Annotated in this window: 16 protein-coding genes; 5 read left to right on the forward strand and 11 right to left on the reverse strand. The window is 60.3% G+C overall.

Annotated elements, in window-relative coordinates; all coding sequences use genetic code 11:
• Positions 1 to 10 precede the first annotated feature (10 nt).
• The gene (locus ACFC20_RS06445; RefSeq protein WP_375192281.1) at positions 11 to 1,894 is read right to left on the reverse strand and encodes a monovalent cation:proton antiporter-2 (CPA2) family protein; all 1,884 of its coding nucleotides are present in this window, start codon (positions 1,892 to 1,894) and stop codon (positions 11 to 13) included.
• A gap of 67 nt (positions 1,895 to 1,961) precedes the next feature.
• Positions 1,962 to 2,822 carry a LysR substrate-binding domain-containing protein gene (locus tag ACFC20_RS06450; protein WP_375192282.1) on the reverse strand — a complete coding sequence of 287 codons (861 nt, stop codon included), beginning with the start codon at positions 2,820 to 2,822 and terminating at the stop codon, positions 1,962 to 1,964.
• A 187-nt stretch (positions 2,823 to 3,009) separates the two neighbouring features.
• Here ACFC20_RS06450 and ACFC20_RS06455 point away from each other — a divergent pair, with 187 nt between their 5' ends.
• Positions 3,010 to 3,300: a hypothetical protein gene (locus tag ACFC20_RS06455; RefSeq protein ID WP_375192283.1), complete on the forward strand. Its 291-nt coding sequence runs from the start codon at positions 3,010 to 3,012 to the stop codon at positions 3,298 to 3,300.
• A 100-nt stretch (positions 3,301 to 3,400) separates the two neighbouring features.
• Here ACFC20_RS06455 and ACFC20_RS06460 read toward each other — a convergent pair whose 3' ends face one another.
• Positions 3,401 to 3,724, reverse strand: a complete 324-nt coding sequence (locus tag ACFC20_RS06460; RefSeq protein WP_375192284.1) for a hypothetical protein — start codon at positions 3,722 to 3,724, stop codon at positions 3,401 to 3,403.
• 265 nt (positions 3,725 to 3,989) lie between these two features.
• Positions 3,990 to 4,658 (reverse strand): pyridoxamine 5'-phosphate oxidase family protein, encoded by a 669-nt coding sequence (locus ACFC20_RS06465; RefSeq protein ID WP_375192285.1) that lies wholly within the window; start codon positions 4,656 to 4,658, stop codon positions 3,990 to 3,992.
• A 52-nt stretch (positions 4,659 to 4,710) separates the two neighbouring features.
• Between ACFC20_RS06465 and ACFC20_RS06470 the strand changes: the two genes are divergently transcribed.
• Positions 4,711 to 6,138, forward strand: coding sequence for a PLP-dependent aminotransferase family protein (locus tag ACFC20_RS06470; protein WP_375192286.1), 1,428 nt, complete (start codon positions 4,711 to 4,713; stop codon positions 6,136 to 6,138).
• 34 nt (positions 6,139 to 6,172) lie between these two features.
• Here ACFC20_RS06470 and ACFC20_RS06475 read toward each other — a convergent pair whose 3' ends face one another.
• The gene (locus ACFC20_RS06475) at positions 6,173 to 6,568 is read right to left on the reverse strand and encodes a DUF2784 domain-containing protein (protein ID WP_375192287.1); all 396 of its coding nucleotides are present in this window, start codon (positions 6,566 to 6,568) and stop codon (positions 6,173 to 6,175) included.
• A 61-nt stretch (positions 6,569 to 6,629) separates the two neighbouring features.
• Between ACFC20_RS06475 and ACFC20_RS06480 the strand changes: the two genes are divergently transcribed.
• The gene (locus tag ACFC20_RS06480) at positions 6,630 to 7,388 is read left to right on the forward strand and encodes a maleate cis-trans isomerase (RefSeq protein WP_375192288.1); all 759 of its coding nucleotides are present in this window, start codon (positions 6,630 to 6,632) and stop codon (positions 7,386 to 7,388) included.
• Between the two features lie 6 nt (positions 7,389 to 7,394).
• Here the strand turns inward: ACFC20_RS06480 and ACFC20_RS06485 are convergent, their stop codons facing one another.
• The 3 genes from ACFC20_RS06485 to mtgA all read right to left on the reverse strand — a co-directional run bounded on the left by ACFC20_RS06485 (position 7,395) and on the right by mtgA (position 10,149).
• The gene (locus ACFC20_RS06485; protein WP_375192289.1) at positions 7,395 to 8,684 is read right to left on the reverse strand and encodes an MFS transporter; all 1,290 of its coding nucleotides are present in this window, start codon (positions 8,682 to 8,684) and stop codon (positions 7,395 to 7,397) included.
• An 84-nt stretch (positions 8,685 to 8,768) separates the two neighbouring features.
• Complete coding sequence (locus ACFC20_RS06490) at positions 8,769 to 9,413, reverse strand: DsbA family oxidoreductase (RefSeq protein WP_375192290.1); 645 nt, start codon at positions 9,411 to 9,413, stop codon at positions 8,769 to 8,771.
• Positions 9,414 to 9,456: 43 nt separating this feature from the next.
• Complete coding sequence (mtgA, locus tag ACFC20_RS06495) at positions 9,457 to 10,149, reverse strand: monofunctional biosynthetic peptidoglycan transglycosylase (protein ID WP_375192291.1); 693 nt, start codon at positions 10,147 to 10,149, stop codon at positions 9,457 to 9,459.
• Between the two features lie 113 nt (positions 10,150 to 10,262).
• On the opposite strand from mtgA, the gene ACFC20_RS06500 reads away from it, so the two are divergent.
• Complete coding sequence (locus tag ACFC20_RS06500; RefSeq protein WP_375192292.1) at positions 10,263 to 10,565, forward strand: 2OG-Fe(II) oxygenase; 303 nt, start codon at positions 10,263 to 10,265, stop codon at positions 10,563 to 10,565.
• A gap of 13 nt (positions 10,566 to 10,578) precedes the next feature.
• Here the strand turns inward: ACFC20_RS06500 and ACFC20_RS06505 are convergent, their stop codons facing one another.
• The gene (locus ACFC20_RS06505) at positions 10,579 to 11,310 is read right to left on the reverse strand and encodes a DnaJ domain-containing protein (protein WP_375192293.1); all 732 of its coding nucleotides are present in this window, start codon (positions 11,308 to 11,310) and stop codon (positions 10,579 to 10,581) included.
• Between the two features lie 46 nt (positions 11,311 to 11,356).
• Positions 11,357 to 12,052: a VWA domain-containing protein gene (locus ACFC20_RS06510; protein WP_375192294.1), complete on the reverse strand. Its 696-nt coding sequence runs from the start codon at positions 12,050 to 12,052 to the stop codon at positions 11,357 to 11,359.
• A 216-nt stretch (positions 12,053 to 12,268) separates the two neighbouring features.
• On the opposite strand from ACFC20_RS06510, the gene ACFC20_RS06515 reads away from it, so the two are divergent.
• Positions 12,269 to 13,393, forward strand: coding sequence for a hypothetical protein (locus ACFC20_RS06515; protein WP_375192295.1), 1,125 nt, complete (start codon positions 12,269 to 12,271; stop codon positions 13,391 to 13,393).
• Between the two features lie 63 nt (positions 13,394 to 13,456).
• Here ACFC20_RS06515 and ACFC20_RS06520 read toward each other — a convergent pair whose 3' ends face one another.
• A complete protein-coding gene (locus ACFC20_RS06520) occupies positions 13,457 to 15,382 on the reverse strand; it encodes a CocE/NonD family hydrolase (protein WP_375192296.1) in 1,926 nt (641 codons plus the stop codon).
• Between the last annotated feature and the right edge of the window lie 15 nt (positions 15,383 to 15,397).

Here is a 15,397-nt window from a genome sequence, read left to right on the forward strand (position 1 = left end):
ACGCCACGCATCAATGGGAGGGCGGCCGCCACACCGGCACGTCCTCCTGCTTCGGCTCTTCCCAGTCCTGCTGCATCGCGCTGCTCAAGGATTCCTCCAGCTTCATGAACAGCTCGCCGTATCGGGGACTGAAACGAATGCCTTCCTCAATGTCTTTCCACGCCTCAAACAGCTCATCTTCATGGGCCTTTTCGTTGTCCAGGAAGGCCCAGGTCATCTGTCTGGCCCGCATGGGGTGCACGCCCATGGCGGTCAGGGCATGGCCGCCCAGCTCCAGCGCGGAGTGATAGGTTTCGCTCACCACATCGTCCGCCCCGGCCTGGCGCAGCCGGTAACCGTGGCCCCGGTCGAAGGCACGGGCCAGCACCCAGACACCCGGGAAAAACTGTTTTACATGCTCCACCATCTGCACAGACCGGTCCCGGTCGTCGATTGCAACCACCAGCAGCCGGGCCTGTTCAATGCCGGCGGTTTCCAGAAGGTCCGGGCGGCTGGCATCGCCGAAGAAACTCTTGATATGGATTTGCCTGAGGTTCTCAATCTGCTCAATCTCGTGGTCCAGTGCCACAATCGGAATGTTGTTGGCCCGCAACAGGCGGCAGACGATCTGGCCGAACCGACCTACCCCGGCCACAATCACCGGCGCCTGCTCATCAATGGCATCGGCATCACGGTCATCGTTCTTCGAGCTCCGGTAACGGGGCAATACCACCCGGTCGTAGGCAATGAACAGCAGAGGCGTGAGGAACATCGACAGCGCCACCACCAGTGAGAGTAGCTGGGAAACCTCTGTGGAAATTACATGGTTCTGAACGCTGTAGGTGAGCAGCACAAAGCCGAATTCACCGGCCTGCGCCAGGCCAAGGGTGAACAGCCAGCCGTTGCTGCCGCGCACCCGGAAGACCAGGGCCAGAACCAGCAGGATGGCCGCCTTGACCAGGATAACGGCAACCGCCAGGGATACCACCGTGCCCCACCGTTCACCCAGCACCGCGAAGTCGATCCCGGCACCCACGGTAATGAAAAACAGCCCCAGCAGGAGCCCCTTGAACGGCTCAATGTTGGCTTCCAGCTCGTGCCGGAATTCACTGTTGGCCAGCACCACACCGGCCAGGAACGCACCGAGGGCCGGCGACAGGTTCACCAGGCTCATCAGGGCGGCGATACCGATCACCAGCATAAGGGCCGTAGCGGTAAACACCTCCCGCAAGCCGGACTGGACCACATAACGAAACAGCGGGCGGCTCAGGTAATGGCCGCCAACGATCACCGCCCCAATGGCTGCAACGACAACCAGGCCATGGGCCCATCCCGGCAAAGACGCGACCAGACTCATATGACCGCCATGGCTGTCGGGCGTGGCGGTCGCGTCCATCAGTTCAGGGAGGGCCAGAAGGGGAATCAGGGCAAGCATGGGGATGACCGCGATATCCTGGAACAGGAGAACCGAGAAGGCACTGCGACCACCCTCGGTTTTTACCAGGCCCTTTTCATTCAAGGTTTGCAGCACGATGGCAGTAGACGACAGCGCAAAAATCAGCCCGACTGCCAGTGCCGTTTGCCACTGCAGGCCCAGCCAGGAAGCCACCGCCATTCCGGCCCCGGTGGTCAGCACCACCTGCAGGCCACCGAGCCCCACCAGGCGAACCCGCATGGCCCAGAGTGCCTTGGGGTCGAGCTCCATGCCCACCAGAAACAGCATCATCACCACCCCGAACTCGGCAAAATGCTGGATGGTGGTGGCCTCCTGCCCCACCAGCCCCGCCACCGGTCCAATCAGTACCCCGGCCACGAGGTAGCCCAGCACCGAGCCCAGGCCGAAGCGTTGAGCCAGAGGCACCGCGATCACGGCGGCAATCAGGTAGATAAAGGCGTGAACAAAATACTCGGTCATGAGGGGTTATCCTGGTTCGCAATGGGCCCGGAATTGGCAGCGAAAGACGGGCCGGGGACAGTTCAGTTCAGCGTAGACCCTGCAGGGCCTCTTTTACATGCGAGGCGAGGGCGTCGTTGAGCGGATTGGATCCGCGACGTACCAGGGCCAGCTGATAGGAGCCGATTGCCGGCAGCGCCTCGCCTGTTATCTCACGAAGCGGCGGTTTCACCAGGCTCTTCGGGAACGGAGCGATGGCAAGATCGGCGAGCATGGCCGCCTCCTGGCCGGAACAGTGCTCGCAAGTGTAGGCAATCCGATACGCGATACCGGCACGATCCAGAGCGCGCAGCGTCATCCGGCGCCAGGCGCAGCCCTCGTGGGCCATGGCCAGGGGCAAGGGCGAGCGCTGGAACGCCGAAGCTCCCTCCCGACCGGCCCACACCAGTGGTTCCTGATGCACAATCTCACCACGGCTGATGCCGGCTTCGTCCGCCACTGTTACCAGAGTCATATCCAGTTCCCCGGCATCCAGCCGTGCCAGATTCTGTTTACTTGAGCCCACTACCACATCCACCTGAACGGCGGGGTAGCTCCTGGCAAACTCCGCCAGCACTTCCGGCAGGATGCGGGTACCGATGTCATCGGAGGTGCCGATGCCGACCTTGCCCTCAAGGGTTGGCGCGATGAAATGCTGGACGGCTTCTTCGTTCAAACGTAACAGGCGCCGCCCGTAATCGAGCAGGACCTCTCCCTCTGCTGTCAACGTGACCTGCCTGGGCTCCCGGATAAACAGCGTTTTTCCGAGATTTTTTTCAAGCTGTTTGATCTGCATGCTCAGGGCAGAGGGTGTCCGGTGTACCGCCTTCGCGGCACTGGTGAAGGTGCCACACTCGGCGATAGCCACGAAGCTTCTGAGGACATCGCTGTCCAGCAATGGAATTTTCACGAAAGCGCTCCCCGTATCCACGTGCACCTGGACTGTGCCTTAAGCATAGTTGAACGAGACCTTAAATTCTTTTCGTTTGATTGAAAGCAACGTCACTTCCAGAATGGAGGATGCAGTTAGCCACTGTCGAGCCAGACTGCTTCGCGGCCAGCACCGCGGACCATTCACCAACTGTTGGGGCGTTACCATGCTCAAGACCACGGAACACCGTGCAACGGCTGCCTTGCATCCCCTTGCAGCGATGTGGGAACGGTACTCCAGACGCCAGCAGTTCCGCCGCATGGCGAGGCACCTGCTCAGGGAAAAGGACGACACACTGTTGGATCTGGGCTACGACCGCCATGACCTGGAAGGCGCCCTGCGCTTGCCCGTCAGCACGGACGCCATGCAATACATCGAGAGGCAGCGATCCAGGCACGCCGAGGAAGCCCGCCGCCGGCATGGCCGATCAGCAGATCTACGAAGAGCGGTCGAGTAACGCTGAGAGACGCAGCGTGTCCGGAACTGCTCGCGTCGGAAGAATCGGAACCGGAACCTCACCCAGTCATGACTTCAGAGCGGCCCTGAGTCTGCACAAGTCAACCAAAATACTCCTGAATCCACCCGAACAGTTTGGTGGTCGTCATGTCGCCGAGCGCTAACTGCTGAAAGTCACTCCCTACCTCATCCTCAATGGTCACAAACTGGTACAGAAGCACGCCTGGCTGTTCATCATGCAAGATCAGCGTAATCCTTCGGCGGGTGCGCAGGCAGTCAATGGTCATCACATCTGCCGGTATACCGGCATCACGCATGCCACGGCGAACCTCCACCACCGGATTGATGTGCTGGTGGGCTGCCTGGATGCGGGCATGGGCATCGCCGGCAATGTCGGAAAGGGTTTTCAGGGGATCTTCAGACATTGGGTTCGAGTCGCTCCGGGTGTTGGCATGTTTAACTGGTCAGGTTACCAGAGAATGGGCAATCCTTAAGCGAAATCAGGCTCTCCCGGGCGTAGCCTGCGCCCGAATCGATCAATGCTGAGGGTTAAACAATATGATCAACATGCTGGCCGGAAATCTCTATTATCCCGTTGCTATCATTGTGAGTACCGCTCTGCTACTGGCTGCATTGGGCGTATTTCTTAAAATGGCGCCAAATGACCAGACTGGCCCCTGAGAAACGTCGTCAGCCGGCTGGCAGCGTCCCATGCCAGACCGGCAACCCCAGATCCTCCGGATCGTCATTTGGACCACCGGTGCGGCTTTTGAATGCCCCTTCTTCAATCGGTATCCGGAACAACGCCGTTGCCTTTCGTTCTTTGTCATTCGGCGCCCTGACCTGGTCCCAACGCCCTGGCTCTAGCTGGTTGATAATCTCGCGGAACGCGGCATCAAACGTGTCATCGTCATTTACCGGCTCTGCCCGACCAAAAAGCACCAGTGACTCATAGTTTGCGCTGTGATGAAACGCCGACTTAGTCATCACCCATTCATTCGTCACTGCGAACGAGATGCAAAGTAACGCTCCAGAGCCCAGGCGCCGTGACAAGCGTCCGCCGTTCAAGGTATGTACATAAAGATCATCAGCTAGCCGCCACATGGTGATCGGAATGATGCGCGGCTCGCCGTCCTCCACAAAGCCAACGTGGGCGGTTTTCAGCCGGTCAATCAGGGCGTAGGCACTTTGGCGGTCGTAGCGGGCCCGTTTTGCGGCGCGCTGCACCTGGCTGCGGGGACAGGTTGTCAGCGGTGAATCGGTTATTTCTGGGGTGTCTGTCGTGGTCATCATCAACTCCTGGGCATCTCTGACAGCAGTGTTTCTGAAAGCAGAAATTGCCTGCTTATTGAACGCCACTTCTGATACCCTCAAAAGATCCAGATTGTGACTTTTGATGGGACCAGTTGCCGTGATTGATGACCTCCGGCTCGACAGCTCGAAACCGCTTCAGCACCAGCTGTATCAGAGGCTGTCCGAACGCATCCTGGACCGGCGTTACCTGCCCGGGCGGCAACTGCCCTCCAGCCGGCAGATGGCAGCGGATCTGGGGATCAGTCGCAACACTGTGAACGCCGTTTACGAACAGCTCAAAGCCGAAGGCTTCCTGCAGAGCCGGCCTGGCAAAGGTGTGTTCGTTCACGAGGACATACGGGCCGCCATCAAACCCGCCGGCGATGGTCTTGCGCAACCGCTGAATCGGGGCATGGCCCTGCCCTCGCTTCCTGAGCTGCCCCGGGCGCGCCCGACCCGAGAGGAAGACGCCAACCTGCCGTTCCAGCCGGGCCTGCCGGATCTTGATGCCTTCCCCATCCGCAGCTGGAACCGCATCCTGCACCATCAGGAAAGCCGTCGTTCACTGCGTGGCTACGACAGTATCCAGGGCTTCCGGCCCCTGAGGCGGGCCATTGCCAGCTACCTGCGTACCTCCCGGGGCGTGCGCTGCGAGGAGCACCAGGTGATCATCACCCAAGGCGCCCAGCAGGCGCTGTCACTCATCGCCGAGGTGTTCCTGCGGTCCGGCGACCATATCCTGTGTGAAAATCCCGGTTACCGGGGCGCCCGCAACGCGCTGGGGCGCTTCGGCCATCCGCTGCGCCCCATACCACTCAAGAACCAGGTGTTGGATGTCGACGCCCTGCCTGGCCTCGGTGCCGCCCGTCTGCTGTTCTGTACGCCCACGCACCAGTACCCCATGGGCGGGATCCTTGATCTCTCCCAGCGTATGGCCCTGGTCCAGTGGGCGCAGCAAAACGACGGCTGGATTATCGAGGACGACTACGACAGCGAGTTCCACTTCTTCAACAAACCCTTCGCTGCCATTCAGGGCCTGTTCGAGAACGCCCCGGTGCTGTACATGGGCAGCTTCAGCAAAACCCTGCTGCCAGCCCTGCGAGTAGGTTATCTTGTGGTGCCGGAGGAAGTGGTTGAGCCTATGCTCTGGGCGAAGCAGATCAGCGGCGGCGAATCGCCCCTGCTTGTGCAGGCCACCATTGCCGAGTTTATCGACAGTGGCCAGTTCACCCGCCACCTGAGGCGGATGCGGCAGCTGTACCGGGGCAAGTGGCAGCACTTCCAGCAAGCGGTTACTGGCAGGCTTGGTGACAGCGTGCGACCGGTGGCCGAAAGCGCGGGCATGCACCTGGTACTGGAAGGAGATTTTGACGACATGGCCCTGAGCCAGTGGCTTCGGAAACAGGGATTCGGCAGCACGCCCCTTAGCGCGCATTTTATTGGAGAGAACGCCCGAACCGGCCTGGTGATGGGGTTTGCCAGCGCCAGCGAACGTGAGATAAACGCCTGCGTGGACGTTTTGCACAGGAGGCTGACAGCACTATGAGCCCGAACCTACAGGCGGAGCAACTGGCTAATGCCTATCGCCGCCCGGGCTTGACCACAAACCAGCTGGCCAGGATCAGAGCCCCGAAAACGGTGTAGGTAAGGATAAACACCCAGTCCGGCGCGCTGTAATACAGAATGGATTGCAGCCAGTGCTGGATGAACGAGCCCTCGTATCCGGCCTGGCCGGCCTTTGCCCGCAGCGCCATTTCCCAGGAGGTGAGCGGGCAGACCACTCCGAGCCAGGCCTGCAGAACAACCACGGCAATCACCAGGAGGTGCGCCATCCGGAACCAGACGTTGCGCACCCATTGCCACCCTCGAAAATAACCCACAAACGTGGCTACCAGCCCAAGAATGACAAACGCGACCAGCAAGGTGTGAAGTATCAGCAGCGCATCGGCAAAAATCAGGAACCACTGGTTATCCATCGGCGGTCTCCAGAGACTGCATTGCACCCAGTTTTTGTCTATTGTGGGAGCAGGTCAACCCATGTCAGCGAGGGCGCGAACGATGAACCGCACGGCACCTCCCGCCAGACTCGGCTTTCTCTACCCCGGCCACGCGGCCGAGGACGACTATCCGCTGATGGCCAACATGATAGAGCCGCCTGCGGAGATTAACCTCGTTCACACACAGTTTGTTGAAGACGCCCATACCGTCGAGGCGCTGAGCGAGATGGGCAGCGTCCGTCGGCTTGCCGAAGGCGCCGAGGCCCTTGTTGGATCCGGGATTGAATCGGTGATGTGGACATCCACCAGCGCCAGCTTTGTGCTTGGCCTGGACGGCATCCGACAGCAGATCGATACCCTGGAGAAAGCCCTGGGGGTGCCTGCGTCGACAACGGCCATGGCCTTCGCCCGGGCCATCAAGGCCCTCGATGCCGACAGAGTGGCGATTGCGGCTACCTATCCTGAAGACATCGCCCAGCGTTTCCGGGCTTTTCTGGGGCATTTCGATATCGAGGTGGTGCATCTGGCCAGCCGGGGCATCGTCACCGCCGCCGAGGTTGGACACCTGGGCAAGGCCGATGTCATCGACTTTGCCGTGGCCAATACCCGGCCGGAGGCTGAGGTACTGCTGATTCCAGACACCGCGCTGCATTCCGCTGCCTGGCTTGGGGATCTGGAGCGGGCCTGCGGGATGCCAGTGCTGACCGCCAATCAGGTCAGTTTCTGGGAAGCCCTCCGCCTGTGCGGCAAGCTCACGCCACAAGCCAGGATGGGGCGACTGTTTGAATCCACCCCCTGAACGCGCCTAATCCGGAACCTTCGCTTCCGTCGCAGGCACCTTGAGCATCAGCACAAAGCCAATCAACAAAAACACCAGAATGGTGCTCATGCCCCAGCGCTGGCTGTCGGTCATTGCGGTCACCCAACCCACCAGCAAAGGACCTGCAAACGCCGTGGCCTTGCCGGAAAAAGCAAACAGGCCAAACATCTGAGTTTGCAGGTGCGGTGGGGCCACGCGCGCCAGATGGGAGCGACTGGCCGATTGCAGCGGGCCCACGAAGATGCCCAGAATCATGCCCCACACCCAGAAGACGGTTGAGCTATCTACCACGAGAATGGCCAGAGCACTGCTGCCAAGGCCAACCAGCGCCAGCAGAATGGTGTTCCGTCCGCCCAGGGCGTCATCAATCCAGGCAAAGCCCAGGGCCCCGAGGCCCGCGGTTACGTTCAGCGCGATGGCGAACTGCAGCACCTCGGTTGGGCTCATGTTGAAGGTGCCAGCCGCGTAGACGCCACCAAAAGTAAAAATGGTTGCCAACCCGTCGGTGTACAGCATTCGGGCAATCAGGAATCGCACGATATCGCGGTACTGGCGTACGTGGGCGATGGACTCTTTGAGCTGGGCGAAACCCGCACGAGTGGCTGCCGCCAGGCTCAGTCCCGTCTTCGGACGATCCGGTATAAACAGGAAGGCGGGCAGTGAGAACACCAGATACCAGATGGCCACCAGCACAAAGGTGGCACGAACGTGTTCCGCGGCGTCCCGATCCAGGCCAAACAGATCGGCATCGGCTTCGATAAAGCCGTACAGGGCAATCACCAGGCTGGCGATACCACCCACGTAGCCAAGTCCCCAGGCCCATCCCGACCAACGCCCGGTGCGTTCTGGCCTGGCCAGATCCGGCAGCATGGCGTTGTAGAAGATGAACGCGAACTCGGCGCCCAGGGTGCCAAGCCCCACCCAGAACGCGGCCTTCCAGAACTGGTTGGTCTCCGGCATTACCGTCCAGAGCATGGCCGAGGACAGCACACACAGCAGCGTGAAACTGATCAGCCAGGGCTTGCGCCGCCCGGACTGATCGGCAATGGCCCCGAGGATTGGCGCCAGAATGGCGATGAACACGCCGGAGATACCAACAATATTGCCCCAGGCGTTGGTGCCCGCCACCTCGTCCTGTACCACCGAGGTGCTGAAGTACTGGGCAAACACGAACGTGAGGATGATCGTAAAGAAGGCGCTGTTGGCCCAGTCATACACCGCCCAGGACCAGAGCGCGCGCCTGTTTTCCGGGGCTGTGGGGCTGTGCAGTGGCATGTTCGACTCGGCTCCTGATCCATGCGGGATGCTTTCGAGCAGTGATTGTCACCGTTATGCCGGCAAATGCCCAGTCAAACGCGATTACGAGTTGGTGACAATTTCCTCAAACGCCTGCACCAGCGTCTCGGGCTCCTGCGCCCCGGAAATCAGGTATTTCCCGTTTACGATGAACGCGGGCACCGCCGAGACACCCGCCTGCTGATAGGTGGCTTCGTCCTTGCGGACCACATCGGCGTATTCATCCCCCTGGAGAATGTCGCCAGCCCGGGCCGTATCCAGGCCAACATGTTCGACACAGCGCAGAAGTACCGGGTGCTCAGACACATCTTCCGCCCGGCCGAAATACGCCTCGAACAGCGCCTGTTTCATTTCCGTTGCCCGGCCATGCTCGTCGGCCCATTTCACCAACCGGTGCGCGTCGAAGGTATTGCAGGTAAATCGCTGCTGCATCTTGTCGAAGTTCAGGCCCAGATCCCGGGCGATGGTCATCATCTGATCCTGGTTGGCCCGCATTTCTTCCTCACTGCGGCCATACTTCCTGGCCAGGGCCGGGAGAATAGGTTCACCCTGGCCCTCATGGGCCGGGTTCAGTTCGAAGGCGTGCCAGGCGACCGAGAACGCGTACTTGTCCGCCACTTTCGCCATGGCCTGCTCCAGTCGGGCGTAGCCAATGGCACACCAGGGGCAGGCGATGTCGGAAACTATATCAATTCGGATGTCTGTCATAAGAACCACCGGTCTTTCTTGATGTCAGAAACGTGAACGCTACTCATAAGTTCGCAAGATAGCCTCGGCCCAGTTGAGCCATCTGCCCGAGTATCCAATCAACACGGTCCTGTACGTACGACGAGGGCGAGCGGACGCTCAGCACTTTGGGGTTGGGCAACACTGCCGCCAGGCTTGCGGCCTCGTAGGCCGAAAGACTCCGCGCAGACTTGCCAAAATACGCACGACTGGCGGCCTCGACACCGTATATCCCCGGCCCGAATTCGGCGATATTGAGGTACACCTCCAGCACTCTCTGTTTCGGCCAAAACGCATCAATGACCAGCGCGAACCCTGCTTCAAGGCCCTTGCGGACAAAACTGCGGTCGTTCCAGAGAAACAGGTTTTTCGCTGTCTGCTGGGTGATGGTGCTGGCGCCGCGAAGCCCCTCGCCGGCCCGGTACTCGGAGACTGCCTGACGAATGGCCTGAAAATCGACGCCCCAATGCTCCGGAAAACGCTGATCCTCGCTCGCTACGACCGCCAGGGGCATCCAGGACGAAATCCCGGAAAGGGGAACCCAGTGGTGGGCGATCGGGGTTGCGCCTCTCTGCATCTGATAACCCACCATGAACGCAGAGGTTGGCGGATTAACGAACCGGAACAACAGAATTACCAGCAGGCAGAGGGTGATCAGAACTGCCACGGCAATCGACACCCAACGCAGAACCCGCATTCCCACCGATTTCCTGGCCATCAGAGCGCTCTCACCTCCCGGTCTGAAAGGGACCGAACTTGGACACCAGGGCGCCTGTTCCGGCAAACTGGCATCTTCAGGCAACCAAGCTCAGATCCGACGAGAACCCTGCTATGCCCGGAAAGGTAAAAACGCGGATCCTGTTCCGCTCGAAACGCCTGAACGTCTATCTGGTTCGCTACCCGCAGGGTCATAGGGTGGTCCCGCATGTGGACATGGTTGCCGAAGGCCGTTTGTACAAGCTCAATCTGGTTGTCATCAAACCCCGAGCAGGCGGCCACTTTCTCTGTGAGCGCAACCTGTTCAATCTACGAGGCAGAGCCTACCTCTTTCGCCCCGACCTGTACCAGCATCAGGTTTCACGCATCGAAAAAGGCAATCGCTGGCTACTGAGCTTTGCGCTGACCATGCCCTGATCAGGGGCGAGCGCTACCCCAACAGGCACTCCTTCGCCTCGTTGATGCGCGCCGCCAGGTAGTTACTGCCGCCATGGTCTGGATGCAGCTTCTGCATCATCCGCCGATGAGCCTTGATGATCTCATCTCGGCTGGCACCTGGCTCCAGCCCCAGGATATCCAGGGCCTCGCTCTCGGTAAGCGGCCCGCCGGCGCTGCTTGCCGGGCCTGCCCCCTGGCCCGATTCCTGGCCCTCAGTCTGGTCATCGGCGCGCCATGAATCACCAAATCGACGATCCAGATAGGTCTCCAGCAAACGGGCGGAATCCGCGTCGTTGGCCCGGCAATAGCGGAGCAGTTCAAGAAATTCCTGCTCACTCAAGTCGTCCAGTTCCCGACCTTCCATTGGCCCCTTGATAACACGGCCACTCATGGTGCCGCTGTCATGATCCAGGCTCATTTCCAGAATCTCACCCGAGACCCGGGACTGGTTGCCGGCACTGGCCCTCGCTCCACCACCGCCGGTCTTGCCGGCCATCAGGCCACCCAGCAGCGAGGGCAGCAGGCGCCTCAACAGCGGGTAAAGGAAAGCGAGGAACGCAAACAGGAAATGCAGGCGACCTGTCACCGCGAGTACCAGAAGAATGAGAGTTCCAACCAGCAGGGCCAGTTTGAGGATTGCCTGGGGACGCTGGGCGGGCGGCTGGCGCCTCAGCCACACAACGGCGACAACAGCGGCAACAATGGCGATAAACGTTAACGGCACCTGTCGACTCCGGGCCTTCCGGCCCAACTGAAACGGTTCAAATCGGTTATCGGATCTGCTCGGTCAGGCGTTTCACCTCCGCCGAGCTGCGGCTGGAAAAATCCTGCAGGGCCCTGGCGCCCCCGGAAGCATAGACCGCCACAGCGGCCATAAGATCCTTCAGAACCTGGGGACTGTTACGATCGAAGGGCGCATAGGCGCCACCGGAGAGTTTGCTTACCTGCTGGAAGACGGCCCGGGCATGGGCATCGTGCCCCTCGTGGAACATAAACACTGGTGTGCGAAGCAGACCCAGCTCACCGGCACAGTGGCAAAGCTCGTCCACCGGTTCTTCGCAGCAGTCGCCGATAAACACCACTGCTTTCACCGGCTTGGCCCGGGTTTCGCGGACAGCATGAGCCAGCACGCGACCGATCTGTGTGCGCCCACCCAGGCAGGAAACGCCATTCATCAGATTGAGTAACTGACCGGTCTCAGTCACGAACGTCGTGGCCTTGAATTCGCCGAAACCCCGATAATAAGCCAACTGGATGGCCAGGCCGCCAAGGTCCCGGGTGGCCATGAACAGCTCACTTTGCAAATGGCAGGCCTGATCCCAGGTCGCCTCGCGACTGGCCGTGGCATCCAGTGCGAAAATCAGCCGGCCTTGCCCGCCGCCCTGCTTTGGCAGGGTGCGGACTTCATTGATGAACTGGTCGATGGCCTGCTTATCAGACCGGGTTCGAACCTGCTTATCTGACATGACACCGCCCCATGAAAACGCCGTCTCGCTCCAAGGTTAGGGTAAGCCCGGCTATGAATACAAACCGACAAATTTCCAATGTTTTCAAGCTCTAAAAATGGCTGACCGTTCACTTTTACCACTCGAAAGGTCTGCTATGTTGGCGTTCGGGCTACTGGCCCGATCACACAACAACAATACAGGTTTGCAATTATGCTCAGGACATATCGATCCCTGTTGTCAGCACTTCTGGCAGCAGTGCTGCTCATGCCGTTATCGGCCTTTGCAGTCGAGGATACCCTTGATTATGGTCTCTACTGGTTCGATGGCAATAACCAGTCGGTTAAAGCCGTCGAGGCCGATGGCACTGTCAATAACGTTCCCCGCCGCTTTTACGACCCGTCCAAACCCACCATCATTCACTTCCATGGCTGGCAACCCGGTTCCGCGACGCGCGGCGATGGCTACGATCGCGAGGATTTTCGCTTCGTGTGGGGTAACGAAGATGTGATCACCTCAACGGCCTGGAAGAACAAGGGCTGGAACATCGCGTATTTCTACTGGGACCAGTTCGCCGATGAATCCGAGGTCAAGGACGCCGAGGCCAAGATGTGGAGCGCGAACGGCCCCCGAGGCATGCGCTATCGCCTGAGCGATGGCAGCTACAGCACCCAGTACTCGCCGAACAAATCGGTCGGCCAGATTGCCTTTGAACAGGTAACCGCGGCCCTGGCAGGCAACACCTCCTATTACGTCCGCTTTTCCGGGCACTCCCTGGGTAACCAGCTGGCAACTATCGTGGCAAAGAAAATCAGCGATGCGATCTATGCCGGTACCGCCGGAACCAACGTGATGGTGGATCGGCTGGAACTGCTGGACCCGTTCTGGTCCCAGGACGGCAAGGGCTATCTGGGTGACGCCAATGGCGACGGCGCCAATGACTGGGTTGGCGAGCGCACACGCTGGACGATTCAGGAGCTTATCCAACGCCACAACACCCCTGTCACCTGGTACAAGTCCTCCGGCATCCAGGATGTCTGGATCGGGGACAAGAATACCGAGCTTGAGGGTATTGTTACCTTCATCCATAACCGCTTCTGGTACCTGGCGTCCGCCGATTACCTGAACAAGCACAACCACGTGGTGCCCTGGTACTTCCGCTCCATGGCGTCTGCTGCGCCGGAGGAAGTAACCATTAACTGGTGGGGAGGCAGAACGCTCACCGGGCAGAACGCCGCCAGTGCTTCCACCGATGACGGCAGAATCAACGCCATGATGGGCGATCAGTACCATTGGGATCAGGTTGAAGGCCGTTACACCGCCGATCCGGTGGACGACCAGTTTGAACGGAAAAACTACTGAGTGAGTAACCGGCGGGCGCCAGAACCGGGCGCCCGCCACCTCAACCTCTACAATCCTCCGGCATCACAGAACCGGATCGAGGCTTCCTTCCAGAATCGGCAACTGCACGGCACCCGCCAGGTTCACGAACGGTACCAGCGCATCCCGGGACCAGCTTGCCGGGTATTGCGGGTGGAAACCGTAAACCAGCAGCGCCACTTCATCACCGGGGGCCAGTGCCTCGGCAATCCCAACCAGCTCCACCGTGGCATCGGTCTTCAGGCCGCGCACAGGTTTGATCTGATCGTCAATCAGCTGCCAGCGACTCTCGCCCTCCCCCCGTTTGCCGAGGCCGATGAACACGATGGGGTCGCAGCCGGGTGCAAAGGGATCGAGCTCAGCTTCACAGGAAGACCGGCCCGCAAGATCGGACACCGTCACCATGGCCGTGGGAATGCCACCTAGCGTGGCACCACCCTCGCCTGCCCGTCCCAGAACCAGGGCAGCCGGGGGCTGGGTCGCGGTTGCGGCCGCTTCATAGCCGGAGGCAACCGGCGCTGCGGTAGCAAAGGTGCGCTCAACGGCAAACTCACCTTGCAGCAGCCCGCCGTCTGATGCCGGGGCCGGGAACACTTCCATGGGCACGCGCACTGCCTTGCCATCTTCCAGGGAAAGGCACACCTCGGAATCGGTACCTTCAAAAGTGGACGCCAGCGGCCGGCCCATCAGGTGGTGTTCCAGCCAGTTCAGGGTGGCGTCAGAAATGGAGAGCTCTCCGCACGCAAACTGTCCGCCTGCGGCCTGGAACCCCGGGAGTTCCAGCAAATCGGCGGTCGGATCAACATACTCGCCGGGCTGCGCTTCCTCGGGCGGCTCTACAGGAAGAATGTGGCCGGTTTCGTGGGTCAGCAGACGAACATCGCCGCCGCTTGCGCGCAGGCACTCGAAATTGCGCCAGGCCTCATTGAAGTTGAACAGGGTGTCCCGCATGCCCTGGGTCAGCAGTACGTCGATCTTTCTGAAAGGCGCAGGAGGAACATCGTAGGCCGGCGGATTGATCTGGTAACTCAGCAGCTCCGGATTCTCCGGGACCGACACCGGCTCACCCGAGCAGCGGTAGGCCGGGCTGTGATAGTAGAAGAAATCCAGACCGGTTTCGGGGAACCGATTCATCGCCGCGCCCTGGGCCAGGGTTTCACGAATGATCGGGTCCAGGCCATCGTTGCCCTGACCGGTCGAACCGTTCTCGCCGCCTGCCACCAGGAACAGATCCCAGCCGGTCTTGATCACGTTACCGGGGTTGAGGCTGTACCGAAGATCATGCCAGGTGATGTCCGGCACCAACGCATCCAGCCGCTGCTGCGGGTCCAGGCCCTGAAGCAAAAGCTGGTAACCGCCACCGTAACTGCCGCCTATGGCGCCTGCCACCAGGTTCGGATTCAGCTCAGCGGCCAAGTCCGGTTCATTTCGGTAGCGCAGATAGTCGAGATTGGCCTCGGCCCAGTCCAGAATCTGGATAAGATCCTCACCCTCGAATTCCGGATCCATCACCCGAACGGTGCCGGTGCTCTCACCAAAGCCTCGCTGGTCAATGGAAATCACCACAAAGCCGGCGTCCCGATAATTCTGGAAACCCTCGGTGGTCCGGGAACCGCCAAAGCCGTGGCCATGCAGCACCAGCGGGTGACCTTGCCGGCAATCGAGGGTGCCGGACGGCTCCAGAACCTGGAAGGTGATGGTTTCCCCGCTGGCCGAAGGCAGCGACACCGGATAGCTCGCGCCTCTTTCGACAGGCGTTTCGCCGTTGCAGGAGACAGGCGGCGGAGTGACACACTGAGGCCTCGCGCCGTTACCAGGGTTGTCGCAGGCCTGGCCCGGGGCCTCAGCCGAAGCTTCAGCACCCGGCGATGCGTCCTCGGCGGAGCCGCCACCGCAGCCCGTTAAAACCAGGGAAAGTGCCAGGCACGTCGACAGGGCGAACCCTGCGTTATGGGATTTAGTTTCAGGCATTGTTATTGTCCTTGT

The sequence above is a fragment of the Marinobacter sp. genome, from assembly GCF_041984545.1.
Classification (GTDB): Bacteria; Pseudomonadota; Gammaproteobacteria; order Pseudomonadales; family Oleiphilaceae; genus Marinobacter.

Bases quoted from the DNA above. Each gene is read 5' to 3' on its own strand.
- ACFC20_RS06490 (WP_375192290.1), bottom strand. From the start codon at position 9,413: ATGACAGACATCCGAATTGATATAGTTTCCGACATCGCCTGCCCCTGG.
- ACFC20_RS06520 (WP_375192296.1), bottom strand. From the start codon at position 15,382: ATGCCTGAAACTAAATCCCATAACGCAGGGTTCGCCCTGTCGACGTGC.
- ACFC20_RS06445 (WP_375192281.1), bottom strand. From the start codon at position 1,894: ATGACCGAGTATTTTGTTCACGCCTTTATCTACCTGATTGCCGCCGTG.
- ACFC20_RS06500 (WP_375192292.1), top strand. From the start codon at position 10,263: ATGCCCGGAAAGGTAAAAACGCGGATCCTGTTCCGCTCGAAACGCCTG.
- ACFC20_RS06480 (WP_375192288.1), top strand. From the start codon at position 6,630: ATGTCAGCGAGGGCGCGAACGATGAACCGCACGGCACCTCCCGCCAGA.
- ACFC20_RS06485 (WP_375192289.1), bottom strand. From the start codon at position 8,684: ATGCCACTGCACAGCCCCACAGCCCCGGAAAACAGGCGCGCGCTCTGG.
- ACFC20_RS06475 (WP_375192287.1), bottom strand. From the start codon at position 6,568: ATGGATAACCAGTGGTTCCTGATTTTTGCCGATGCGCTGCTGATACTT.
- ACFC20_RS06460 (WP_375192284.1), bottom strand. From the start codon at position 3,724: ATGTCTGAAGATCCCCTGAAAACCCTTTCCGACATTGCCGGCGATGCC.
- mtgA (WP_375192291.1), bottom strand. From the start codon at position 10,149: ATGGCCAGGAAATCGGTGGGAATGCGGGTTCTGCGTTGGGTGTCGATT.
- ACFC20_RS06455 (WP_375192283.1), top strand. From the start codon at position 3,010: ATGCTCAAGACCACGGAACACCGTGCAACGGCTGCCTTGCATCCCCTT.
- ACFC20_RS06510 (WP_375192294.1), bottom strand. From the start codon at position 12,052: ATGTCAGATAAGCAGGTTCGAACCCGGTCTGATAAGCAGGCCATCGAC.